Below are 23,181 nucleotides of genomic sequence, written 5' to 3' on the forward strand. Positions count from 1 at the left end.
TGGCATGTTCCGATGATGGGCTCGCTTCTTCACAACGACACCAGCACGTCTTCCCGGTGCCGCGGACGCACGTCCTGCATGCCGGCCTCTGAGCCCTGGCTCTGGTTCCACGAATAGTTGAAGTTGCCTTCGCTGGTGATCTCGCGGCCGCTGGCGCGACAACGTGCGATGAAGGCCGCCTTGAACGACTGGACGATGTCGTGCGCCTGCTGCCCCGAACCGGGTGGCAGGAAGCCGGGAGCGCCCCATCCCGGTGGTCCGGGACGGGTGATGACGTTCGAGTAGCACATGGGATTGACGGTATCGCCCGGCTTGTTGAGCAGGCCGATGCTGAGGACGAAGCGCAGCGGTTTGGCGGCGGCTTCGGTGGAGGGTGGGCCCGGCACGACCGGCGTGGACGCCACCGCTGGCTGACGCTGCGCACGCAGTTGCTGCTGCCGCGCGCGCTCTGCCGCCGCCTGCTCGGCGAGTTGGCGCTCGCGCGCCTCGGCGGCCTGCGTCCGCTCCGCCTTCTGCGCGACCTCCGCCGCGCTGGGCGCGCGCTGCGCCGGGGCGGCCGCCTGTGCGGAGGCCTGCTGGCGGACGCGCTCGGCCTCGCGGCGCTGGCGCTCCTCCTCGCGCTGGCGACGCTCGATCGCCATGGCCTGCTGGCGCTGGACATCGCGGATGAATGCATCCTGCGCGTCGCGCTCGGCCTGGTTCTTGGCCATTTCGCTGCCGAGGGTATTGAGGAAGACCGCCGCCAGGTTCGGGGCCGGTGCAGGCGCCTCCTCTTCCCAGTATTCCTCTTCCAGCGCGGCCATCTGCTGCATCTGTTTGAGCTGTTGGCGCTGCTGTTCGGCGGCAGCCTGTTCCTGGCTGAGCGCCTGCGCACGGCGCGCCCTGTCGGCCTGGATACGCTGCTGCAGCGTGGCCAACTCCGCCTGCGACAGCGTTCGCGGGCCGGATTTGGGCGGCGTCGGGCTCGCGACGGGCGCGGGTGCCGGCGCAGGCGGCGCCGCGGGTGGCGGGGGATTCGGTGCCGGCTCCGGGAGTGCAACAGCAGGCGCCGCCGCCGACGGCACGACCGACGCCAGGACGGGCTCCCCCCCTGCCGTCGCCACGCTGGGGCCTCGCTTCTGCTCGAAGCGCAGGGTCTTGGTCACCCGGACGATCTGGTCGTCCTTGTCGAGCTTGAGCGCCTCCTCGACGTACTGGCCATCGACGATCGACACCCGCGAGGGCATCTTGAGGAACGAACCCCGACGGATCCAGGTGACCGATCCGTCGGGGCCGATGCGTCCATCGAACGTGTGCAGGCCGCCGCCGTAGACCGAGACCAGCTCGCCCGCACGTGCACCGGGGCGGATCACGGTCTTGGCCAGGATCGCGCGACCCTCGACGATCGTGTCGTCCGGCCCCCATCGCCACGACGCCCAGTCCCCGTTGCCCGCGAATTCGGTATCCACCAGGCGCGCGTAAATGCCCCATACCGCCGGATCGGCCGCAGGCTGCGCCGTCACCGTCGCAGGCAAGGACAGCGACAACACCGCCACCAGCAGCCATGCGAAGACCGGCCGGCTTCTCTTGCATTCCGTCATGGCGCTCCCCAGCGCGTATCGACGCCGGGAGTGTAACGCGTAGTTCGCTCTTTTCCAGACGGCCTGCGGACCGCTTGGGCGCGGTCGATCACGGCGGCGGCAGCCGTCCCGCGCGCGGGTCCACGCTGCGTCGAGCGGCGCCGCTCACACCATAGGCAGCTTCAGCCCCTGCTCCTTCGCGCACTGCACGGCGATGTCGTAGCCGGCATCGGCATGGCGCATGACGCCGGTGCCGGGATCGTTCCACAGCACGCGGGCGATGCGCTTGTCCGCCTCCTCGCTGCCATCGCAGACGATGACCACGCCCGAGTGCTGCGAGTAGCCCATGCCCACGCCGCCGCCGTGGTGCAGCGACACCCAGGTGGCGCCGCCGGCGACGTTCAACATCGCGTTCAACAGCGGCCAGTCGGACACCGCATCGCTGCCGTCCTTCATCGCCTCGGTCTCGCGATTGGGCGAAGCCACGCTGCCGCTGTCCAGATGATCGCGGCCGATCACCACCGGCGCCTTCAGCTCGCCGTTGCGCACCATCTCGTTGAACGCCAGGCCGAGCTTGTGGCGCAGGCCCAGGCCGACCCAGCAGATGCGCGCCGGCAGGCCCTGGAAGCTGATGCGCTCGCGCGCCATGTCCAGCCAGCGGTGCAGGTGCGCGTCGTCGGGAATCAGTTCCTTCACCTTGGCATCGGTCTTGTAGATGTCCTCCGGATCGCCGCTCAACGCGACCCAGCGGAACGGCCCCACACCGCGGCAGAACAGCGGACGCACGTAGGCCGGCACGAAGCCCGGGAAATCGAACGCGTTCTTCAGCCCTTCATCGAACGCCATCTGGCGGATGTTGTTGCCGTAGTCGAACGTCGGCACGCCCATCTGCTGGAACGCGAGCATCGCTTCGACGTGCACGCGCATCGCCTGCTTGGCGGCATCGCGCACGCGTTCGGGATTGGCCTTCTGTTCGGCCAGCCACTGCTCGACCGTCCAGCCGATCGGCAGGTAGCCGTGCACGGGATCGTGCGCGCTGGTCTGGTCGGTGACCGCATCCGGACGCACGCCGCGCTTCACCAGTTCCGGCAGGATCTCGGCGGCGTTGCCGAGCAGCGCGATGGACTTCGCTTCGCCGGTCGCCGTGTATTTCGCGATGCGGGCAAGCGCGTCGTCGAGATCGGTGGCCTGTTCGTCCACGTAACGCGTGCGCAGGCGCATGTCGATGCTGGACTGGCGGCATTCGATGTTGAGCGAGCTGGCGCCGGCCAGCGCCGCGGCCAGCGGCTGCGCGCCGCCCATGCCGCCGAGGCCGGCGGTGAGGATCCACTTGCCGGTGAGGTCGCCGCCGTAGTGCTGGCGCCCCATCTCGACGAAGGTCTCGTAGGTGCCCTGCACGATGCCCTGGCTGCCGATGTAGATCCACGACCCGGCCGTCATCTGGCCGTACATCGCCAGGCCCTTCCTGTCGAGTTCGTTGAAGTGCTCCCACGTGGCCCAGTGCGGCACCAGGTTGGAGTTGGCGATCAGCACGCGCGGGGCATCGGCGTGCGTGGGGAACACGCCGACCGGCTTGCCCGACTGCACCAGCAGCGTCTCGTTGTCGTCGAGTTCGCGCAGCGATTTCAGGATGGCGTCGTAGCAGGCCCAGTCGCGCGCGGCACGGCCGATGCCGCCGTAGACCACGAGCGACGTGGGATCTTCCGCCACTTCCGCATCCAGGTTGTTCTGCAGCATCCGGTACGGCGCTTCGCTGAGCCAGGACTTGCAGGTGAGCGTGGCGCCGCGCGGGGCGCGGATGACGCGGGACGGATCGTGGCGAGGATCGGACATGGCGGGTTCCAGATGCAGATTGGCCGCCATTATCGGCGCCAGGCCCCATCCGGCGCGAGCGATGGCCATGCTGCGGTGCGCGATGGCCCGCGTGGCAGAATCCGGCCATGAATGCCTTCCGCACCGTCGCCGCCGCCCTGGCGCTCGCCAGCCTGCTGCTGATGCCGCCGGCATCCGCCGCGCCACCCGAGCGCGTGCTGGTCTTCACCAAGACGGCAGGCTTCCGCCACGACGCCATTCCCACCGCCGTGGCGACGTTGAAGACGCTGGCGGGTGAGGCCGGCATGGTGGCCGACCATACCGAGGATGCGAAGGTCTTCACCGTCGGCAACCTGGCACGCTACCGCGTGGTGGTGTTCGCCAGTACCACCGGCGACGTGCTGGACGAAGCGCAGCAGGCGGCGATGGAAGGCTTCGTGCGCGACGGCGGCGGCTTCCTCGGCGTGCATGCCGCAGCGGATACCGAGTACGACTGGCCGTGGTACGGGCGACTGGTCGGTGCCTACTTCAGGCACCATCCGCCGGGACTGCAGTCGACGCACGTGCAGCCGGAACACGACGGAAAACCCGTCGGTGCACGCTGGCCGATCACCGATGAGCTCTACAACTACCGTGCGAATCCGCGACCTCGCGTGCACGTCGTCGCCACGGTGGACGAGCGCGACTACGACGGCGGAGAGATGGGCGACGATCACCCGATCACGTGGTGCCATGCCTTCGACGGTGGCCGCAGCTGGTACACCGGGCTCGGGCACGACGCGAAGGTCTACGCGAACGAGAACGTCCTCGCCCAACTGGCGCGCGGGCTGCGCTACGCCGCAGGTCGCTCCGACGATTGCTGAGTCGCCCGCCTCCCGCGCATCGCGCGCGAGGCGGCTCACACGACAGGGATCAGTTCAGCGCCGGGTCGAGCGCACGCAACGCATCGGCCAGGTTGGTGTGACCGGTGCTGTCGATGTCGTCCTTGCTGTAGACGCGGCCCGGCTGACCGGTGCAGCGTGGCTTGCCGTCGCGCTGGGTGATGCGGCTGCCGGTGTGGCGCAGGCAATTTTCGTCGGACAGGCGCTTCTTTTCGACGGCCGCCACGGGCGTCTGCGCGTCAGAGGCCGCCCCCTGCGTTTGCTCTGCAACGGCCGGCGCGGGGGTCGGGGCCGGTTCGGCGGTGGTCTGCGCCTGCGCAGTCGCGGCGGCCAGGCTGACCGCCAGGGCCAGCATCAGGGGAAGGCGTTTCATGGGCGGCTCCCGGGTGTGAATGTGACTTCACGATACGCCTCCCGCCTGCGGGCGGCACCCTGGCAACGCCCTGCGTTTAGGCCGGCCTCAGGCAGCGGGACAGGCGTCGCCTTCGCCGTCGCGGAAGCGTTGCACGGCCGCGGCGTCGGCCGGTTGCGGCGGGATGCCGTCGTCGAACAGCACGCGCCAGATGCCGTCATCGCCGCGCTGCCAGACCGAGCCGAAGCGGCCCAGTCGCGTGGCCCCGGTCTTCGGGTCCTCGTACAGCGCCGGCCCGCTGGAATAGGCGGTGCGGCCGTCGCCACCCAGGGTGACGACGGCGGGATACCAGCGCAGGACCAGCGCGGAGCCATCGATCAGGCCGGCCCATTCGCGGGTGATCGCCTCACGGCCGCGGGTCGGCTTGCCGCTGACGCCGAACGCGGCGTCCGGATGCAGGTGTTCGGCGAACGCGACGGCATCGTGGTCGGCGACCGAGCGGGCGAAGTCCAGTTCACGCTGCCAGACGGCGCATTCGGCCTTGCGGATATCCTCGGGTGCGACCGCATGGACCGGGGCGATGACGCAGACCAGCAGCAGGGCGGACGAAAGTCGAAGCGACCGTGTCATGCGGATGTTCCCGGAGTCTGCCAAGCTGTACGCGATTTCAGCTTCTGTCCGTACCGCATGCGCCTGCCATTGGTCAGGGTGACGGTGCTGGCCGCCCTGCTGTGGACGGCCGGCTGCACCACCACCCCCTCCGCTCCCTCCACGACGCCGCCCGCACCGCACAGCGTCGTCCTGATCTCCGTCGACGGCCTGCCGGCCAGCGCCCTGGGCCGCGGCAACACCCCCGTTCTGGATGCGCTCGCGCGCGACGGCGTGCGGGCCGCGTGGATGAATCCCTCCTACCCGGTGCTGACATTCCCGAACCACTTCACCCTGGTCACCGGCCTGCGCCCGGACCGCCACGGCATCATCCACAACAGCATGCGCGACGAGACCGTGGGCGGTTTCAAGGTGGCCGACAAGGCCGCCGGCGCGGATGCGCGCTGGTGGCAGGGCGAGCCGATCTGGAACACCGCCGGCAAGGCCGGTCTGCGCACCGCCGTCTGGGCGTGGCCGGGCAATGCCGCGCCGATCGAAGGCCTGCGACCCACGCGCTGGAAGCCGTACTCGCCGGAGATCGATTCCGCCGCGCGCGCCGACCAGGTCGCGGCCTGGATGACCGAACCGCCGGCCACGCGCCCGCACCTGGCAGCGCTGTACATCGAACGCGTCGACAACGTCGGCCACGAAAAGGGCCCGGACGCGCCGGAGACGCAGGCCGCGATCCGCGAAGTGGACGCCGCCATCGGGCGCATCGTGCAGGCACTGGACGCGCGTGGACTGCGGGCATCGACCGACATCGTCGTGGTCTCGGATCACGGCATGGCGCCGGTGCAACCGGACCAGTACATCGCGATCGAGGACATGGCCACGATCGAACAGGCCGAAGCGGTGAGCACGGGTCAGGTGATCGGCTTCAATCCGCGCGCGGGCCATGAAGCGTCCACTGCGCAGCGCCTGCTCGGCCGCCAAGACCACTACGAATGCTGGCGCAAGCAGGACCTGCCGGCCCGCTGGCATTACGGCGCGCATCCGCGCGTGCCGGCGATCGTCTGCCAGTTCGACGAGGGCTGGAACGCGCTGCCCGCCGAACAGCTGGCGCGCACGCCCAAGGATCGCCTGAACCGGGGTTCGCACGGTTACGACAATGCGCTGCCGTCGATGCGCGCGGTGTTCGTGGCCGCCGGCCCGAGCTTCCGTCTCGGCGCCACGCTGCCTGCGTTCGACAACGTCGATGTCTATCCGCTGCTGGCGAAGCTGCTGGGCGTCACGCCGGCACGCAATGACGGTTCGGCCGACGTGTTCACGCCCGTACTGACGCCGCGGACGGCCCCCGCGCATTGATGTCCGGAAACGGCGAGTCCGTGCACGGGGCCGGTGCTAGCCTGCGCATATGCCCGCCGTCGACACCTCCGCCCTGCCCGATCCGCGCGTCTGCGAACAGGCGCGACTGAGCCGCGACGCACGCTTCGACGGGCTGTTCTTCACCGCCGTCACCAGCACGCGGATCTACTGCCGGCCGGTCTGCCCGGCCCCTGCGCCGAAGCCGACGAACATCGTCTATTACCGCCATGCGGCGGCCGCGGAAGCAGCGGGCTTCCGCCCCTGCCTGCGCTGTCGCCCGGAACTCGCGCCAGGCGACGGCGCATGGCGGCGTGGCGACGATGTCGTCGCTCGCGCATTGAAGATGATCGACCAGGGCGCGCTGGTCGACGCGCCGCTCGCGGACTTGGCGGGCAAGGTCGGCCTGGGCGAACGGCAGTTGCGTCGCCTTTTCAGCGAACGGCTTGGCGCGACGCCGAACGAAGTGCACGGCACGCGCCGGCTGCTGTTCGCCAAGCAGCTGCTGACCGAAACCACGTTGCCGATCACGCAGGTCGCGCTGGCGTCCGGCTTCGGCAGCCTGACCCGCTTCAACACCGCGTTCCGCGAGGAGTACCGCATGGCGCCGCGCGAGCTGCGCAAGCGCGACGTGCCACCGGCGCACGACGGAGTGACGCTGCGACTGGGGTATCGCCCGCCCTACGACCTCGCGGCGATGCTGGATTTCCTGCGCGGACGTGCGCTGCCCGGCGTGGAAGTCGTGGACGAACGCAGCTACCGGCGCGTGATCGGCACCGCCGATGCGCCGGGCTGGCTGCGTGTCAGCGCATGGGGCGGCGATGCGCACGCGCTCAGGCTGGAACTGCATGGCGCCGCACCTGCGCAGTTGCTGGGCATCGTGCATCGGCTGCGCCGCATGTTCGACCTGGATGCGGATCCGCATGTCATCGCACAGGCACTCGGCGACGATGCACGCCTGCGCCCGCTGCTGGAAGCTCGCCCGGGCCTGCGACTGCCGAGCGGCTGGGACGGTTTCGAGATCGCGGTACGGGCGGTGATCGGCCAGCAGGTCAGCGTCGCAGCCGCGCGCACGTTGACCGCACGCTTGGCGCAGCGGCATGGCACGCCGCTGGCGCTGGGAGCGGAGGGACTGACGCACCTGTTTCCGACGCCGGACCGGCTGGTCGATGTCGACCTGACCGAGATCGGCCTGACCCGCGCGCGCGCCGACACGATCCGGGGACTGTCGCGCGCCCTGCTGGAAGGCCGCGTCGATTTCCTTCCCGAACGGACACTGGAGGATTTCACCTCGCGTTGGGTCGCACTGCCCGGCATCGGCCCATGGACCGCGCACTACATGGCGCTGCGTGCGCTCGGCCATCCGGACGCGTTCCCTGCCGACGACCTGGTGCTGCAGAAGGCCGTACCGACCGATGGCGTACGCATGACCGCGAAGGCGCTGACCGCGCGCGCGGAAGCCTGGCGCCCGTGGCGGGCGTATGCGGTGATCCATGTGTGGAAGGGCAGCATGCCGCCACCAAAATCCCTGAAGGCCGTGGGAGCGACGTAAGTCGCGATGAGGCTTTACCGACACCCCATCGCGACTTACGTCGCTCCCACGCAACCTCACGTTGCTCCTCTATCCTCTCGATCATGATCCTCTACCGCCACCTCGACAGCCCCGTCGGCCTGCTCACCGTCGCCGCGACCGATGCCGGCCTGCATGCGATCGAGTTCCCGCGCAACCGGCATCCTGCCGACCGGCACGGATGGACCGAAGGCGACCACGCGTTGATCGACCTGGCGGCCCGGCAACTGGACGAATACTTCGCAGCGGAACGCCAGGTGTTCGACCTGCCGCTGGCGCCGCGCGGCACCGACTTCCAGCGCACGGTGTGGATGACGTTGGCCCGCATCGGCTACGGCGAAACGATCAGCTATGCACAACTGGCGCAGCGGGTCGGCAAGCCGACCGCGATGCGCGCGGTCGGTGCGGCGAACGGGCGCAATCCGCTGCCGATCGTGCTGCCCTGCCATCGCGTGATCGGCGCGGACGGCTCATTGACCGGTTTCGGCGGCGGCCTGCCGACCAAGCGGTTCCTGCTGGAACTGGAAGGCGCGCTGGCAAAAGCGGACGACCTGTTCGGCTGACGCCCCTACATGCCGCGGAAGCGCTGCTGGAACGCGCCACTGACCGGCAGCACATCGTCGCGCCCCTTCACGCTGAGCTGGTGGCGGCCGAGTTCGTCCTTGCGCACGCGGTCGATCGCCTGCACACGCACCAGCACGCCACGATGCACCTGCCAGAACACGTCCGGATCCAGCCCGCCCAGCAGTTCTTTCAGCGGCATGCGGATGATCGCCTCGTCGACGGCGGTGACTACGCGCACGTACTTGTCCTGCGCCTGGAAGAACAGCACATCGTCGATGGCGATCATGCGCACGCTGTCGCCGACACTCGCGGTGATCCAGCGGATCAGCCGGTCGCCCTGCGGACGCAGGCGTGCTTCCAGATCGTCGATCAATGTGCGCAGGTCCGGCGCACGCGCGTCGGCCAGGCGTTCGCGCACACGCGCCACCGCCTGTTCGAGGCGCGCATCCTGCACCGGCTTGAGCAGGTAGTCGGCGGCGCCGGCCTCGAACGCACGGATCGCGTAGTCCTCGTAGGCCGTGGTGAAGACGACCAGCCCGCCCTGCGCGACGACCTGGCGCGCCACGTCCAAGCCACTGACGCCCGGCATGCGGATATCGAGGAAGGCGACCTGCGGACGATGTTCCGCGACGGCTTCCAGCGCGGACACGCCGTCCTCGCAGACGGCCACCACGTCCAGCTCCGGCCACGCCGCGCGCAGCTGCTGCTGCAGCGCACGCCGCTGCGGGGCTTCGTCTTCGGCGATCAGCGCGGTGACCGGATTCATGCCGGCGACCCTATCGGCAGCCGGATCTCGGCGCAAACGCCGCGTCCTTCCGCACGCGTGATCAACGAGAACGTTGCCTGGGCACCATGGCGCGCCGCCAGTTGTTCGCGCACGTTCGCCAGGCCAACACCCGTGCTCAGTCCCGGCTGCAGGCCTGCGCCGTCGTCGATGACACGGACACGCAGGCGCTCGTCGACACGCTCCGCCATCACCGCGACGTGGCCGGCGCCTGGGCGTGGTTCGATGCCGTGCTTGATCGCGTTCTCAACCAGGGTGATCAGCAGCGAGGGCGGAAACGGCAGCGAGCGCAGCCCATCATCGGCCCGGACGGCGTACGTCAACCGCCCGCCCATGCGCACCTGCATCAGCGCCAGGTAGCTCGCGCAGATATCCAACTGCTGGCCCAGTGTCGCGTGCAGGCCGCGGTCGTCGCGCAGCTTGGGAATGGTGGCGCGAAGGAAATCGACCAGCGCATCCAGCGTCGCCTCCGCCTGTGCCGGGTCCTGACGGACCAGCGCGCGCACCGACGCCAGTGTGTTGAACAGGAAGTGCGGCTCCACCTGCGCCTGCAGCACGCCCAGGCGCAGGTCGGCTTCGTGCACGCGGCTTTCGAGGTCGCCCAGCGCCTGCGCATGCCGATGCAGATCCCAGCGCTGACGCTCGCTGAAGTAGGCACGCAAGGCCAGACCGCCACCGAACAGGCCGTAGATGACCACCAGCCCGGCCAGGTTGAGCGCCAGACCGATCGCCTGCACCAGCGGCGCCGGCGTCGGCATCGTAGGCTTCAGCCCGATCGCGGCCAGACCGGGCGCCATCAACTGCTGGATGTAGGCCGATGCCACCCGGTCGATGAAGAAGCTGAGCACCATGCCGAGCAAAACGGCGATCACCACCGCCTTGCGTTCGCGAGTCACGGGCCAGTGGCGGTGCCGCACCGCCGTGGCCAGTGCCGGCCCCAGCATCGCCATCAGGCTGAACGCGACGAACTGGGTGGCCGCCACTTTCAGCGCGACTGCAGGATCCTGCACCGCGATGCCGGTCCCCGCACCGATGAACGCAGCGACCACCGCGATGATGCTGCAGAACAGGAGACTGCGGCCCACCAACCAGCGCAGCCCGAACACCGGGTACCGCCGGTAGCGGCTCCACACCGCATCGCCGCCGACCAGCACGTCGGGCGGCAGCGTCTGGCGCAGCGAATAGTCGTCGTGCCGGGTCATTGCTTCTCGCCGCGCAGCGTCTGACCCGCCTGCTTCAGTGCCAGTGCGATGACCTTGCCGCCGGCATCGCGCTCGAAGCGGATTTCCGCACCCACGGCCTCCATCACGAAGACATCGCGCTCCACCGCCTGCACCGGCAACGCCGGCTGGCCGGTGCCCTGGACGGTCAGTGCATCGCCCTGGACCTTCACGCTCAGCCCGAAGCCCGGCACCAGCGGATACTCGCCTTCGTACTCGCGCAGCGTGGCGGGCTCGACGGCGAAGGCCGGCTTCGTGGTCGCGTTGTCGATGCGCGTTGCCGGAACGGCGGCGCCCATCTGCATCCAGATGAAGGCATGGCCGTTGGCACCGCGCTGCGGTCGCAGCACGGCATCGAAGTCGCGCGGATAGAAGTCACCAGCGCTGTCGTAGCCCATCAGATACGTGCCCTGCCCCGCCGGCTGGATTTCGAGCGCGTCACCCTTGCGACGCACGCTCATCTTCATCCCGCCGGCGAGCTGGTACTCGCCGACCAGCGCATCGAGCAGCGTGCCGTCCGCGGGGATGTCGCGACGCGGCTCGCCGAGCGGGAAACTGGCGTCGACCAGGTGCAGGCCGAGCGAACCCAGGCTGCCGATGGAGTTCCAGGTGGTGTCGGACAGGATCACCACGCCGCGCCGCTTCTCCCGATCGAACGACACGAACGACGAGAAGCCACCCGTGCCGCCTTCATGCACGTGCACGGTGCGGCCTGCCACCGGCATCAGCATCCAGTTCATCGCCATCGGTGGCGTGTCGGAGACTTTTTGCTGCGACCGCTGCAAGGCAGGCGAGATCGAGGTCGTTTCCGTATCCAGCTGGCCCTGCACGTAACGCGCCATGTCGTCGAGGGTGGCGCGCACGCCGCCGACGCCGGCGAGATTGGTCTGGAAATGCCAGGCCGACGTGGGCCGCCCATTCGGCGTATGCCCCACGGCGGCACGCACCTCGGCGGGCGCAGCGTTGAGGTAGGCGTGCTGCATGCCCAGCGGCGCGAACAGGCGCTGCTTCAGCAGGGTTTCCATGTCGGTGCCGGCGCGGCGCGCGACGGCATACGACAGCACCATCGAGGCGAAGTTGGAGTATTCGAATTTCGTGCCTGGCGCCGCGGTCAGCACGACATCGCCGAGCGATGCGAGCAACGCCGCTTCGTCCAGCTTCGCGTACGGGTCCGTCATGTCCGGCGCGCCCATGCGCGAAGGCAACGACGGCAGACCGGAGGTATGGGTGACGATGTGCCGCAGCAGGATGGGCTTGCCCTGGTAGTCGGGCAACTTCGTGCCCGGCGGCAACCAGGCCGAGAGCGGATCGTCGAGCGAACCCTTGCCCTGACCGATCAGGTCGGCCAGCAGCGCGGCCGTCATGGTCTTGCTGACCGAACCGATCTCGAACGCGGTATCGGACCCGATGCGGGCGACATCCTTCGGATCCGCGCACTGGAACGTACGGGACACGGACCCGTGCTCGACGACGGCCACCGCCATGCAGGCGCTGGTGCGGTCGCCGGTCAGGCGCTGTCCGACGATGTCGGCCAGGGCAGCGTCGCTCATCGCGTGGGCGGAACCGCTGGCGATCGCCAGCGTCAGGGCAAGGGTGTGGACGTAGGGCATGGTGGGTCTCCTGAAAGGACGAGGACCATGCTGCCGCGCGCACTCGACCGGTATGCGCCTATCGGATGGGGCCTCGCCTGCCGGCGATGGAACCCCCGATCCGGCCGATGACCGATGGCGCGGACGGATCATCGTCGGCCGGTTTCAGTCACGCAGCAGTCGCCGGAGCGTTTCGCCGTAACGGCGCGCGATGGTCTCGCCTTCGACATGCCTTCCCTCGGAGACGACGGTGCGTCCCGCCACGCGGACCTGCTTCACCAGCGGCCGGTTGCCGGCGAACAGCCAGCGGTCGACGACGTCGTCGGCCATGGCGCCAGCCAGTGCGGGCGCCGCCGCATCCAGCAGCACCTCGTCCGTGGCCTGACCGAAACCGGTCGCATCGGCCGCGCTGTCCAGCACGCCGCGCAACAGAGTTTCGCCAACGCTCGGCGAGTGCGCGGTCACGGCGATGTTGCGGTGACGCGTGACCAGGCGCTGGCCGTACTCGAGCCAGCGCAACTCCTCCACCGGCGACACCGACACGTGCGAATCCGAGCCGATGCCCCAGCGCCCGCCGGCCTGCAGGTAATCGCGCAACGGGAACAGGCCGTCGCCGAGGTTGGCCTCGGTGGTCGGGCAGATCGCGACGGTGGCGCCGCTGGAGGCGATGCCGCGCGTCTCTTCCTGCGTCAGGTGGGTGGCGTGCACCAGCGTCCAGCGACGGTCGACGGGAAATTCCCGCAGTAGCCATTCGACGGGACGCGCGTTGCGCACCGCCAGGCTGTCCTGAACTTCACCCACCTGTTCGGCGATGTGGATGTGCACGGGCACGTCGGTCGGCAGCGCCGCCAGCACCTCGCGCATCGCCGCCTCGGGCACCGCGCGCAGGCTGTGGAACGCGCAGCCGATGCGCAGCGACGCGTCCTGCCAGGCGCGCAAGTCCTCGTGCAGGCGCAGGAAATCTTCGACGCCGTGGCCGAAGCGCCGCTGACGCGCCGACAGTTCGCGCCCGTCGAATCCGCCGGTCATGTACAGCACCGGCAACAACGTCATGCGGATACCGGTGTCTCGCGCGGCGGCGATCAACGCCTTCGACATGGCCGCCGGATCGGCGTAGGGCCTTCCGTCCGGCTGATGGTGGACGTAATGGAATTCGCAGACCGTGGTGTAACCGGCCTCCAGCATTTCCGCGTACAACTGGGTGGCGACGGCGTAGGTGCTGTCCGGATCCATCCGTGCGGCGAAGCGGTACATGATCTCGCGCCAGGTCCAGAAGCTGTCTTCCGGATGCGTCTGCCGCTCCGCCAGCCCCGCCATGGCGCGCTGGAACGCATGCGAATGCAGGTTGGCGATGCCGGGCACGCGCCAGCCGGCTTCGGTGGCATGGACCAGGCCTGCGGTGGAATCGGGGTTGGACATGGCGATGCTTACGGCCAGCGACAGGGGTGCGTTAGGCTACCGCGTCGCCCTTGCCAACACACCTCCATGGACGCGTCGTTCAAACCCTTCATCGCGGTCGCCCTGGCATTGTTCGCCGTGGCCGCTACGTTGACGGTGGTCGCCATCGCCATGCGCGCGCAGAAGCAAAGCGCCCGATCGACAGACGGTGCTACAGGCGGAGGCGAAGGGAACAGCGGCCATCACCACGATGCGGGGTGCGGCGCGGACAGCAGCGGTGGCTGCGACGGGGGCGGCAGTGGCGACTGACCCCGTGGACGTGCGCTGGGACGGTATGCTGGTGAACGCACGTCTCGCCACGCTGGTCGGCGATGCGGGCTACGGCGTGATCGAGGACGGCGCATTGGGCTGGCGCGACGGCGTGCTGGTCTTTGCCGGTCCACGCACCAACTTGCCTTCGTTGCCCCACGCATTGGCAAGCGATGTCGTGGACGCGCAGGGTGACTGGATCACACCCGGCCTGATCGACTGCCATACGCACGTCGTATTCGGCGGCGACCGTGCCGGTGAGTTCGAGCAGCGCCTGCAGGGTGCGAGCTACGAGGAGATCGCACGCGCCGGCGGCGGCATCGTGTCGACCGTACGCGCCACCCGCACCGCCAGCGAGGACGAGCTGCTCGCGCAATCGCTGCCGCGCGCGCGCGCCTTGCGCGACGATGGCGTGACCACGCTGGAGATCAAGTCCGGCTACGGGCTGGACCTGGAGAACGAGCGCAAGATGTTGCGCGTCGCGCGCAGGATCGGCGAGGCACTCGGCATTACCGTGCGCGCGACGTTCCTCGGCGCCCATGCCTTGCCGCCGGAATACGCGGGACGCGCGGACGATTACATCGCCGCCGTCTGCGAATGGCTGCCGGTTCTGCATGCGGAGGGACTGGTCGATGCGGTGGACGCATTCTGCGAGCGCATCGGCTTCACCGCCGCGCAGACGCAGCACGTGTTCGAAACCGCCCGCTCGCTCGGGCTGCCGGTGAAGCTGCACGCGGACCAGCTCAGCGACGGCGGCGGTGCGGCGCTGGTGGCCGGCTTCGGCGGCCTGTCCGCCGACCATGTCGAGTACACGTCGGAAGCCGGCGTCGCCGCGATGAAACAGGCCGGCAGCGTGGCCGTGCTGCTGCCGGGCGCCTTCCATGTGCTGCGCGAGACGACGCTGCCGCCGCTGGAAGCGTTCCGCACGCATGGCGTGCCGATGGCGGTGGCCACCGACTGCAATCCGGGCACGTCACCGCTGCAGTCGCTGCGGCTGGCGATGTCGCTGGCCTGCACCCACTTCCGCCTGACGCCCGAGGAAGCGCTGCGCGGCGCGACCGTCCATGCGGCCCAGGCGTTGGGAATGCCCGACCGGGGACGCCTGGTCGCGGGACAGCGCGCGGACTTCGTGCGCTGGCGCATCGGCCAGCCTGCGCAGCTGGCGTACTGGCTGGGCGGACACCTGGTGTCCGGCGTCTACGCCGGCGGTCGCGCAATCACGACGGACCGATAAAACGAAAACCCCGGCCAGGGCCGGGGTTCCGTGTTCGCTGCCGGACGTGCCGGCGCGGATGGCTTACGCCTTGGCGACGGCCTTCTTGGCCACGGCCTTCTTCGCCGGCGCCTTCACGACCGACTTCTTGGCGGTGGCGGTGGCGGCGATGCCAGCCTTGGCCACGGTGCGCTTGCGTGCATTGCCGTAGCTGGACGAATAGCGCTTGCCCTTGGCCGTCTTGCGATCACCCTTGCCCATCTCTGTTCTCCTGATTCGATGAAAAGTCCGCCCGGATCCGGGCGGCTGCGCGGGCGTCCACCGGTTCGAGGGCCGCGCGCGAGGCCGCAAAGCCTACCACAGCAGGGCCTTCCCGGCCGCTGCCGGAGCGTCTGAACGGGCTCAGTGCGCGCAGCTGGCGTCGTGGACGTGCCAGTGGTTCAGGCGAAGGTTCAGCAGATGAGCCAGGCCCACCAGCATGCCGCCAATCGTCATCACGATCGCGTGGGGCACGACGGACTCGTGCAGCGGCGCGTACAGCACGCCTGCCCACAAGGCGGCCAGGCCGAACAGCAGCATGCCGAGTGCGCGGAAGACCCGGTGCCGGCGATAGCCCCAGACCAGGCTGAAAAGGCCCAGCACGGTCACGAACACCACGAAGGCACGTTCGAACCCATCGCCCAGCCAGACCGACAATCCCAGCGACGGGATGACGGCCAGCAGCAACGGAGTGATGGCGCAATGCAGCGCGCAGACCAGTGAGCCGGCAGCGGCGAAACGGTCAAGCAGGGAGCGGAGGGAGGACTTCATGGGGGACAAGTATGACTTCCGGGAGGGTTATATTGTCACTATTGGTATAATATAACATCATTCTTCACCCTCACGAGCGCGCCACCCCCATGCCCAACACACACCGCCTGTCTCCCGTCCCCTCGACCCTTGCCGTCGCCCTCGCCCTTGCGCTGGTCTCACCGCTGGCGTCGGCCGACGACGCCTCCGGGACGACACCCAAGGATCTGGACACTGTGGTGGTGACCGCCTCGCCGCTGAAGGGCAATGCCGAATCCGTGGCGACCCCGGTCGACGTGCTTTACGGCGAGGACCTGGACAAGGCCAAGGCCGGCACCCTCGGCGAGACCGTCGCCAAGTTGCCCGGCGTGCAGACCACCTATTTCGGCACCGGCGTCGGCCGCCCGATCATCCGCGGCCAGGAGGGTCCGCGGGTACAGGTGTTGTCCGGCGGCATCGGCTCGATGGACGCCTCCACGGTCAGCGCCGATCACGCCGTCAGCATCGAGCCCTTTCTCGCAGACCAGATCGAAGTCCTGAAAGGCCCGGCGACACTGCTGTTCGGCAGCGGCGCGATCGGTGGCGCGGTCAACGTGGTGGATGGCCGTCTGGCCGAGTCGATTCCCGACCAGCCGCTCAGCGGTCGCGCCGAGGTGCGCGGCAACACGGTCAATGACGAGCGCACCGGCATGTTCCGCCTCGACGGCGTGAACGGGAACTGGGTGCTGCATGTCGACGGCCTGGTGCGCGACACCGACGACTACGACATCCCCGGCGTCGCCATCCTGCACGACCATGAGGAAGGCGAAGAGCACGAAGAAGCGCCGCAGCCCAACGGCACGCTGCCCAACAGTTCAGTGAGGACGAAGGCCGGCGCGATCGGAGCGACCTATCTGGGCGACCGCGGCTATTTCGGCCTGGCCGCCAGCACCTACCGCAGCAACTACGGCATTCCCGCCGGTGCGCATGTGCACGGCGAGGAAGACCACGATCACGACCATGACGGCGAAGACGACCACGAGGAGCACGAGGAAGGTCCCGTGCGCATCGACATGGTGCAGAACCGTCTCGACCTGAAGGCCGGCGTGTACAACCCGGCGTCCTTCCTGGAAAGCATCAACCTGCGCGCCGCGTGGAATGACTACGAACACGTCGAGCTGGAAGGCGACGAGATCGGCACGCGCTTCACCAACGAAGGCTACGACGCGCGCCTGGAAGCGGTGCTGAAGACATGGAATGGCTGGCGCGGCGCGTTCGGCCTGCAGTTCGGCAGCACCGATTTCAGCGCGGTGGGCGCGGAGGCGTTCGTGCCCTCCACCGTCACCGACACGCTGGGCCTGTTCGTGCTGCAGCAGAAGGATTTCGGCCCCTGGAAGCTGGAACTGGGCGGCCGCTACGATCAGGTCAAGCTGAAGCCCGACGATCGCGTGTCGACCGATTTCAGCGCCACCAACCTCTCGGCTGCCGCCATCTGGCGCCTGAGCGACGGCTTCGATCTGCGCTTCGGCCTGGACCGCTCGGAGCGTGCGCCGACCAACGAAGAGCTGTTCGCGGGCGGCACGCATGTGGCCACGCAGTCCATCGAGATCGGCGACGCCGCACTCGATACCGAGAAGGGCGTGCGGGCGGAGATCGGCGCGCACTGGCACACCGATCGCGTCGACCTGAAGCTCGCCGTGTACCAGACGAAGTTCAAGGACTTCATCTACCTGACCGATACCGGTGTTGAAGAGGAAGGCTACCCGGTGCGCCTGTGGACGCAGGACGACGCCACCTTTACCGGCGCGGAGGCCGAAGCCAAGATCCAGCTCGCCGACACCGCCGCCGGCGCGTGGGACCTGCGCGTCTATGGCGACTACGTGCGGGCGAAACTCGACGGCAGCGGCCTGCGCACGGTCGCGTTCGAAGTGCCGCACGGCGACCACACGCATGGCTACGAGGTCGATATCGCGCAGGGCGGTTACCTGCCCCGCATCGCGCCGATGCGCGTGGGCGCCGACCTGGGCTGGTCGCTCGGCGGCTGGCGTGCATCGCTGGGTGCGGTGCGTTACAGCAAGCAGGATGATCTGGCGCAGAACGAGGAACCGAGCGCCGGCTACACGCTGGTCGACGCGCATGTGGCCTATCGCTGGGACCGCCCGGCATCGAGCTGGGAAGTGTTCCTGGATGGCAGCAACCTGACCGACGAGGAAGCCCGCCCGCACACCTCGCTGCTGCGCGACTACGCGCCGTTGCCGGGTCGCGGCGTCGCCTTCGGCATCCGCGCGTACTTCTGATCCACCACTGAGCTTCTCCCCCTGGGCGGCTGGCCGGCATGGCAGCCGCCCTTCTTGACAGTCATTACGTGCATATACACATAATTGATCCGATCCCCGCCCGACGCTCCGATGACGCCCTCCTCCGCCCCCGTCACGTCCAGCCTGTGCACCTGTTTCCGCCTGCGGCGCGCCAGTCGCCGGGTGACGCAGGTCTACGACCGTGAACTCGCTGCCGTCGGCCTGAGCCTCAACCAGTATTCGATCCTGCGCCGGACCGAACGCGAGCCGCGCCTGCTCGGAGGCCTGGCTGATGAGTTGGGCATGGACCGCACCACGCTCACCCGGAACCTGTCGCCGTTGATGGACGCCGGCTTGCTGGAAACGGTCCGTGGCAAAGATGCCCGTCAGCGGGTGATCGCGCTGACGGACGAAGGCCGTGCCCGCCTGATCGCCGCGAAGCCGTGTTGGCAGCGCGCGCAGGCCATCATCGACACGATGCTGGGTGAAACCGGCATCCAGCAACTCCATGGCGAGTTGGACCGCCTCGACGGTCTTCTACGGCAGCACCTGGGAGAAGCGGCGTGAACAGCGGTGCTGCGACCTCTGCACCCCGGATGCACTGGGGCCTGCTGCTGGCCGCCTCGGCGACGCTGATGATCACGATGGGCGCGCGCCAGACCACCGGCCTGTTCGTGTCGCCGATCCACCAGGACACCGGCATCGGCATCGCGGCGATCAGCTTCGCGCTCGCCATCGGCCAGTTCACCTGGGGCGCCGTGCAGCCGGTGTTCGGCGCCATCGCCGACAAACGCGGTTCCACCGGCATCCTCGTGCTCGGCGCCGTCCTGCTGGCACTGGGCCTTGCCCTGACACCGCACCTGACCTCGCCATGGGGCCTCATGTTCACGCTGGGCGTGTTGACCGCCGCGGGCGCGGGTGCGGGCAGCTTCTCCATCCTGATCGGCGCCACCGCGCAGCAGCTGGCACCCGAAAAGCGTTCGTTCGCCGCGGGCTTCATCAACGCAGGCGGATCGCTGGGGCAGTTCGTGTTCGCGCCGCTGGTGCAGGCCGTCATCGCCTTCGCGGGATGGGCCAGCGCGATGTATACGCTGGCGGTCGCCTCGCTGCTGGCGATTCCGCTGGCCTTTCCACTGCGGCGGAAGACGGTCTCCTCATCCGCAGCATCCACCGGGAACGCCATCGGCGACATCGGCCTCAAGCAGCAGGTCGCCATCGCCCTGCGCGACCGCAGCTACTGGATGCTGCACCTCGGCTTCTTTACCTGTGGCGTGCATATCGCTTTCCTCGTCACGCATCTGCCCGGCGAAATCGCCCTGTGCGGACTGTCGCCCAGCGTGTCGGCGGTATCGATCGCGTTGATCGGGCTGTTCAATGTGGCTGGCAGCCTGGTCGCCGGCGCACTGGGCCAGCGGGTGCGGATGAAGTGGATCCTCGCGGCGATGTACGCCAGCCGCGCGGTGATGATAGCGCTGTATCTGATGGCGCCGCCGACGCCGTTGACCTTCTACGTCTTCGCCGCGGCCTTGGGTTTCACCTGGCTGGCGACGGTACCGCCCACCGCGGGTCTGGTCGGCAAGCTGTTCGGCCCGCGTTATCTGGGCACGCTGTTCGGCCTGACGTTGCTGTCGCACCAGATCGGCGGCTTTTTCGGCGCCTGGATGGGTGGGCTAGCGTTGGAGCGCAACGGCAACTACATGTGGATGTGGTATGCGGACATGGCGCTGGCGCTGATTGCAGCGGTAGCCAACCTGCCGATCGGGGAATCCTCGCCGAAGGCCTTGCCGGCGGCAGCTTAGTGCCGTGCTTCGTGGGAGCGACGTAAGTCGCGATGAAGCGCTACAAATAGTTCATCGCGACTTACGTCGCTCCCACAAATTCCTCACTTCACACCGCCGCGCAGCGCGCGCACAGCCCGTGCACTTCCAGCGTCTGCGCCTGCGGCTGGAAGCCCAGCGCCTTGGCGCGCGCATCGAGGGCCGCGACCACCTCGCGGTCCTCCAGTTCCACCGCGCTGTGGCAGCGGTCGCAGATGAGGAACGGTACCGAGTGCTGGGCGCTGTTGGGGTGATGGCAGGCGACGAAGGCGTTCACCGACTCCAGCTTGTGCACGAAGCCGTTGGCCATCAGGAAATCCAGCGCGCGATACACCGTCGGCGGTGCGTCCGCACCAACACCCTTGGTGGCGCGTACCCATTCCAGTAGTTCGTAGGCCTTCACCGGCTTGCCGGCCTCGGCGATCAGCTGCAGCACGCGCGCACGGATCGGCGTCAACCGCAGGCCGCGCTCCTGGCACGCATGTTCGACCGCGGCCACGAATGCCTCGGCATCGTGGACGTGATGGTGCGGGTCGGTGCAGGCGTGTGTATTCGGCATGGGCGATCCGGAGTCAGGCGGCCGTACCACTCTTGATGAGTGCGGCGTCGATGCGTTTCAAGGCTTCGTCGCGACCGGCCAGGTAGACGGTCTGCGAGATGTCGGGACTGACCTGGGTGCCGGTGATCGCCACGCGCAGCGGCTGGGCGACCTTGCCCATCCCGAGTTCGAGCGCCGCGGCGGCCTCGTGCAGCGCCGCCGATACGCCCTCGGCACTCCAGTCCGCCAGCGCCGCCAGGCACTCGCGGGCCTTGGCCAGCGGGACCTGGGCTGCCGCGCCGAGATGCTTTGCCACGGCCGCGTCGTCGTAGACCGTCAGCGGCTGGTACCAGACCACCGCCTTCTCGGCCATGTCCTTCAGCGTCTGCACGCGGTCGCGCAGCGCGACCACCACATCGGCCGGCGCCGGACCCGCGGCCAGATCGATGCCCAGCTTCTCCAGCTGATAGACGAGATGCGGTGCGATGTCCGCCGGCGCGTCGGTCTTCAGGTAATGCTGGTTCACCCAGCCCAGCTTGGCCATGTCCAGGCGCGCGGCCTTCGAGTTGACTTCCTTCACGTCGAACAGGTCGATCAGCTCCTGACGCGAGAACAGCTCCTGGTCGCCATGCGACCAGCCCAGGCGCGCCAGATAATTGATCAGCGCATGCGGCAGATAGCCGGCGTCCTTGTACTGCATCACGTCGGCCGCGCCGGTGCGCTTGGACAGCTTGGCGCCCTCCTCGTCGAGGATCATCGGCATGTGCGCGAACTTCGGCACCGGTGCGCCGAGCGCTTCGTAGATGTTGATCTGGCGCGGCGTGTTGTTGATGTGGTCGTCGCCGCGGATCACTTCGGTGATGCCCATGTCCCAGTCGTCGACCACGACGGCGAAGTTGTAGGTCGGGTAGCCGTCCGGACGGAAGATCACCATGTCGTCGAGTTCGCTGTTGGCGATTTCGATGCGGCCCTTGATCAGGTCGTCGAAGGCGACCACGCCGCCAAGCGGATTCTTGAAGCGGATGACGCGATTCGGATCGTCGCGGTACGGCAGCTGCTGCTCGCGCGCGGCGCCGTTGTAACGCGGCTTCTCTTGCTTCGCCATCGCGGCCTCGCGCATGGCATCGAGCGCTTCGCGCGTCTCGTAGGCGTAATAGGCCTTGCCGGCGGCGACGAGTTGTTCGGCGACCTCGCGATACCGGTCGATGCGCCGGGTCTGGTAGATCGGGCCTTCGTCGTAGTTCAAGCCCAGCCAATCCATGGCATCGAGGATCGCGTCGATGGCGGCCTGCGTGCTGCGTTCGCGGTCGGTGTCCTCGATGCGCAGGATGAAATCGCCGCCGCGATGGCGCGCCTCCAGCCAGCAGTACAGCGCCGTGCGGGCGCCGCCGATGTGCAGGTAGCCGGTGGGACTGGGGGCGAAGCGGGTGCGGCAGGCCATGGGGAAACTCTTGGTGCGGTTTGCCGCGATTTTACCGCGCTGCGGGGGCTGTGCAGCGCCCGGAAGCCCGAACGCGCCGCCGCGCGCCGGTTCGGTGAACGACGAGAGTGATATCCATCGCCGCATTTCGGTCCCCTTCAAGGGAAGACCGGCATGCGGACGGGAATGGTGTTCCCTCACGTGAACGACCACACCGACACCATCCCTACCCAACCCTCCCCTTGAAGAGGAGGGCTTAGAATTCCCCCATGACGACGCTCTTCATCTCCGACCTGCACCTGGACGCCGAGCGTCCCGCCGTCACCGAGCTGTTCGGCGCATTCATGCAGAAGGAAGCCACCCGGGCCGATGCGCTCTACATCCTCGGCGACCTGTTCGAGGCGTGGGTGGGCGACGACGACCCCTCGGAGACCGGGGCCTACGTGGCCGCCCGCATCCGCGAGGTCGCCGACGCGGAGGTGCCGGTGTTCTTCATCCGCGGCAACCGCGACTTCCTGCTGGGTGATGCGTTCGCCCGCCGCGCCGGCATGCGCATCCTGCCCGACCCGGCCGTCGTCATGCTGTACGGCAAGCCGGTGCTGCTGATGCATGGTGACTTGTTGTGTACCGGCGACACGGCCTACCAGGCGTTCCGCGCGCAGACGCGGAATCCGGCATGGCAGGCGCAGTTCCTCGCGCAACCGCTGGCCGCGCGCCTCGCCTTCGCCGCGCAGGCGCGCGCCGCCAGTGCGGCGCATCAGGGCGGCATGAAGCAGGACGACAAGGCAACGTTCGAGACGCTGACCGATGTGGCGCCCGCGACCGTGGACGCGACGTTCGCGCAGTTCGGCATCGACACGATCATCCATGGTCATACGCATCGGCCGGCCATCCACGACCTCACGGTCGAAACCCGCGCCTGCCGGCGCATCGTGCTGGGCGACTGGTACGACCAGGGTTCGGTGTTGCGGGTAGAGCCCGACGGGATGACGCTGGACTCGCTCCAAGTGACGTGAGCGTTTGATTGCAGTTGTGGGAGCGACGTAAGTCGCGATGAACTGCCGCGGCGACGTCATCGCGACTTACGTCGCTCCCACCGTGCACTCGCCATCATCTTGACGATGGGCCGACCGAGGTCCG

The 23,181-nt window shown here is 68.5% G+C and carries 22 protein-coding genes; 10 read left to right on the top strand and 12 right to left on the bottom strand.

Annotated features, from left to right (window positions below; genetic code table 11):
* Positions 1 to 29: 29 nt before the first annotated feature.
* Both ACGHX3_RS13860 and hutU read right to left on the bottom strand, forming a co-directional pair.
* On the bottom strand, positions 30 to 1,580 hold the full coding sequence (locus tag ACGHX3_RS13860; RefSeq protein WP_394695324.1) for a hypothetical protein: 1,551 nt from the start codon (positions 1,578 to 1,580) through the stop codon (positions 30 to 32).
* 144 nt (positions 1,581 to 1,724) lie between these two features.
* Positions 1,725 to 3,392 carry a urocanate hydratase gene (gene hutU / locus ACGHX3_RS13865; RefSeq protein ID WP_394695325.1) on the bottom strand — a complete coding sequence of 556 codons (1,668 nt, stop codon included), beginning with the start codon at positions 3,390 to 3,392 and terminating at the stop codon, positions 1,725 to 1,727.
* 107 nt (positions 3,393 to 3,499) lie between these two features.
* On the opposite strand from hutU, the gene ACGHX3_RS13870 reads away from it, so the two are divergent.
* The gene (locus ACGHX3_RS13870) at positions 3,500 to 4,234 is read left to right on the top strand and encodes a ThuA domain-containing protein (protein ID WP_394695326.1); all 735 of its coding nucleotides are present in this window, start codon (positions 3,500 to 3,502) and stop codon (positions 4,232 to 4,234) included.
* 49 nt (positions 4,235 to 4,283) lie between these two features.
* Here the strand turns inward: ACGHX3_RS13870 and ACGHX3_RS13875 are convergent, their stop codons facing one another.
* Together ACGHX3_RS13875 and ACGHX3_RS13880 are read right to left on the bottom strand one after the other, a co-directional pair.
* Positions 4,284 to 4,625, bottom strand: a complete 342-nt coding sequence (locus ACGHX3_RS13875) for a hypothetical protein (protein ID WP_394695327.1) — start codon at positions 4,623 to 4,625, stop codon at positions 4,284 to 4,286.
* An 87-nt stretch (positions 4,626 to 4,712) separates the two neighbouring features.
* Positions 4,713 to 5,234, bottom strand: coding sequence for a YybH family protein (locus ACGHX3_RS13880; RefSeq protein ID WP_394695328.1), 522 nt, complete (start codon positions 5,232 to 5,234; stop codon positions 4,713 to 4,715).
* A 57-nt stretch (positions 5,235 to 5,291) separates the two neighbouring features.
* Here ACGHX3_RS13880 and ACGHX3_RS13885 point away from each other — a divergent pair, with 57 nt between their 5' ends.
* From ACGHX3_RS13885 to ACGHX3_RS13895, 3 genes are all read left to right on the top strand, one after another.
* Positions 5,292 to 6,557 (top strand): ectonucleotide pyrophosphatase/phosphodiesterase, encoded by a 1,266-nt coding sequence (locus ACGHX3_RS13885; protein ID WP_394695329.1) that lies wholly within the window; start codon positions 5,292 to 5,294, stop codon positions 6,555 to 6,557.
* A gap of 49 nt (positions 6,558 to 6,606) precedes the next feature.
* A complete protein-coding gene (locus tag ACGHX3_RS13890; RefSeq protein WP_394695330.1) occupies positions 6,607 to 8,106 on the top strand; it encodes an AlkA N-terminal domain-containing protein in 1,500 nt (499 codons plus the stop codon).
* Between the two features lie 83 nt (positions 8,107 to 8,189).
* The gene (locus ACGHX3_RS13895; protein ID WP_394695331.1) at positions 8,190 to 8,687 is read left to right on the top strand and encodes a methylated-DNA--[protein]-cysteine S-methyltransferase; all 498 of its coding nucleotides are present in this window, start codon (positions 8,190 to 8,192) and stop codon (positions 8,685 to 8,687) included.
* A gap of 5 nt (positions 8,688 to 8,692) precedes the next feature.
* Here ACGHX3_RS13895 and ACGHX3_RS13900 read toward each other — a convergent pair whose 3' ends face one another.
* The 4 genes from ACGHX3_RS13900 to ACGHX3_RS13915 all read right to left on the bottom strand — a co-directional run bounded on the left by ACGHX3_RS13900 (position 8,693) and on the right by ACGHX3_RS13915 (position 13,700).
* Positions 8,693 to 9,454, bottom strand: coding sequence for a LytR/AlgR family response regulator transcription factor (locus ACGHX3_RS13900; RefSeq protein WP_394695332.1), 762 nt, complete (start codon positions 9,452 to 9,454; stop codon positions 8,693 to 8,695).
* Entirely contained in the window at positions 9,451 to 10,674 is a 1,224-nt protein-coding gene (locus ACGHX3_RS13905; RefSeq protein ID WP_394695333.1) for a sensor histidine kinase, read from the bottom strand. Before ACGHX3_RS13905 ends, ACGHX3_RS13900 begins: the two co-directional genes overlap by 4 nt.
* On the bottom strand, positions 10,671 to 12,302 hold the full coding sequence (locus ACGHX3_RS13910; RefSeq protein WP_394695334.1) for a serine hydrolase: 1,632 nt from the start codon (positions 12,300 to 12,302) through the stop codon (positions 10,671 to 10,673). The genes ACGHX3_RS13905 and ACGHX3_RS13910 overlap by 4 nt, the downstream gene beginning before the upstream one ends.
* 144 nt (positions 12,303 to 12,446) lie before the next feature.
* Positions 12,447 to 13,700: a formimidoylglutamate deiminase gene (locus tag ACGHX3_RS13915; protein WP_394695335.1), complete on the bottom strand. Its 1,254-nt coding sequence runs from the start codon at positions 13,698 to 13,700 to the stop codon at positions 12,447 to 12,449.
* Between the two features lie 66 nt (positions 13,701 to 13,766).
* Between ACGHX3_RS13915 and ACGHX3_RS13920 the strand changes: the two genes are divergently transcribed.
* Positions 13,767 to 13,988, top strand: coding sequence for a hypothetical protein (locus tag ACGHX3_RS13920; protein ID WP_162339001.1), 222 nt, complete (start codon positions 13,767 to 13,769; stop codon positions 13,986 to 13,988).
* 25 nt (positions 13,989 to 14,013) lie between these two features.
* Positions 14,014 to 15,222, top strand: coding sequence for an imidazolonepropionase (gene hutI, locus ACGHX3_RS13925; RefSeq protein WP_394697298.1), 1,209 nt, complete (start codon positions 14,014 to 14,016; stop codon positions 15,220 to 15,222).
* Positions 15,223 to 15,285: 63 nt separating this feature from the next.
* Here hutI and ACGHX3_RS13930 read toward each other — a convergent pair whose 3' ends face one another.
* Both ACGHX3_RS13930 and ACGHX3_RS13935 read right to left on the bottom strand, forming a co-directional pair.
* Complete coding sequence (locus tag ACGHX3_RS13930) at positions 15,286 to 15,462, bottom strand: 30S ribosomal protein THX (RefSeq protein WP_162339004.1); 177 nt, start codon at positions 15,460 to 15,462, stop codon at positions 15,286 to 15,288.
* Positions 15,463 to 15,603: 141 nt separating this feature from the next.
* On the bottom strand, positions 15,604 to 16,011 hold the full coding sequence (locus ACGHX3_RS13935; protein ID WP_394695336.1) for a MerC domain-containing protein: 408 nt from the start codon (positions 16,009 to 16,011) through the stop codon (positions 15,604 to 15,606).
* Between the two features lie 89 nt (positions 16,012 to 16,100).
* On the opposite strand from ACGHX3_RS13935, the gene ACGHX3_RS13940 reads away from it, so the two are divergent.
* From ACGHX3_RS13940 to ACGHX3_RS13950, 3 genes are all read left to right on the top strand, one after another.
* Positions 16,101 to 18,266 carry a TonB-dependent receptor gene (locus tag ACGHX3_RS13940; RefSeq protein ID WP_394695337.1) on the top strand — a complete coding sequence of 722 codons (2,166 nt, stop codon included), beginning with the start codon at positions 16,101 to 16,103 and terminating at the stop codon, positions 18,264 to 18,266.
* A gap of 111 nt (positions 18,267 to 18,377) precedes the next feature.
* A complete protein-coding gene (locus ACGHX3_RS13945; RefSeq protein WP_394695338.1) occupies positions 18,378 to 18,833 on the top strand; it encodes a MarR family winged helix-turn-helix transcriptional regulator in 456 nt (151 codons plus the stop codon).
* 29 nt (positions 18,834 to 18,862) lie between these two features.
* Positions 18,863 to 20,065 carry an MFS transporter gene (locus ACGHX3_RS13950; RefSeq protein ID WP_394697299.1) on the top strand — a complete coding sequence of 401 codons (1,203 nt, stop codon included), beginning with the start codon at positions 18,863 to 18,865 and terminating at the stop codon, positions 20,063 to 20,065.
* A gap of 88 nt (positions 20,066 to 20,153) precedes the next feature.
* On the opposite strand, the gene ACGHX3_RS13955 is transcribed toward ACGHX3_RS13950, so the two are convergent.
* Together ACGHX3_RS13955 and gltX are read right to left on the bottom strand one after the other, a co-directional pair.
* Positions 20,154 to 20,642, bottom strand: coding sequence for a transcriptional repressor (locus ACGHX3_RS13955; protein WP_394695339.1), 489 nt, complete (start codon positions 20,640 to 20,642; stop codon positions 20,154 to 20,156).
* Positions 20,643 to 20,655: 13 nt separating this feature from the next.
* Positions 20,656 to 22,062: a glutamate--tRNA ligase gene (gene gltX, locus ACGHX3_RS13960; RefSeq protein WP_394695340.1), complete on the bottom strand. Its 1,407-nt coding sequence runs from the start codon at positions 22,060 to 22,062 to the stop codon at positions 20,656 to 20,658.
* A 248-nt stretch (positions 22,063 to 22,310) separates the two neighbouring features.
* On the opposite strand from gltX, the gene lpxH reads away from it, so the two are divergent.
* A complete protein-coding gene (lpxH, locus tag ACGHX3_RS13965) occupies positions 22,311 to 23,057 on the top strand; it encodes a UDP-2,3-diacylglucosamine diphosphatase (protein WP_394695341.1) in 747 nt (248 codons plus the stop codon).
* Positions 23,058 to 23,181: the final 124 nt, after the last annotated feature.

Origin of the sequence: Pseudoxanthomonas japonensis (assembly GCF_043632995.1) — a bacterium.
In the GTDB taxonomy this organism is placed as follows: domain Bacteria; phylum Pseudomonadota; class Gammaproteobacteria; order Xanthomonadales; family Xanthomonadaceae; genus Pseudoxanthomonas_A; species Pseudoxanthomonas_A japonensis.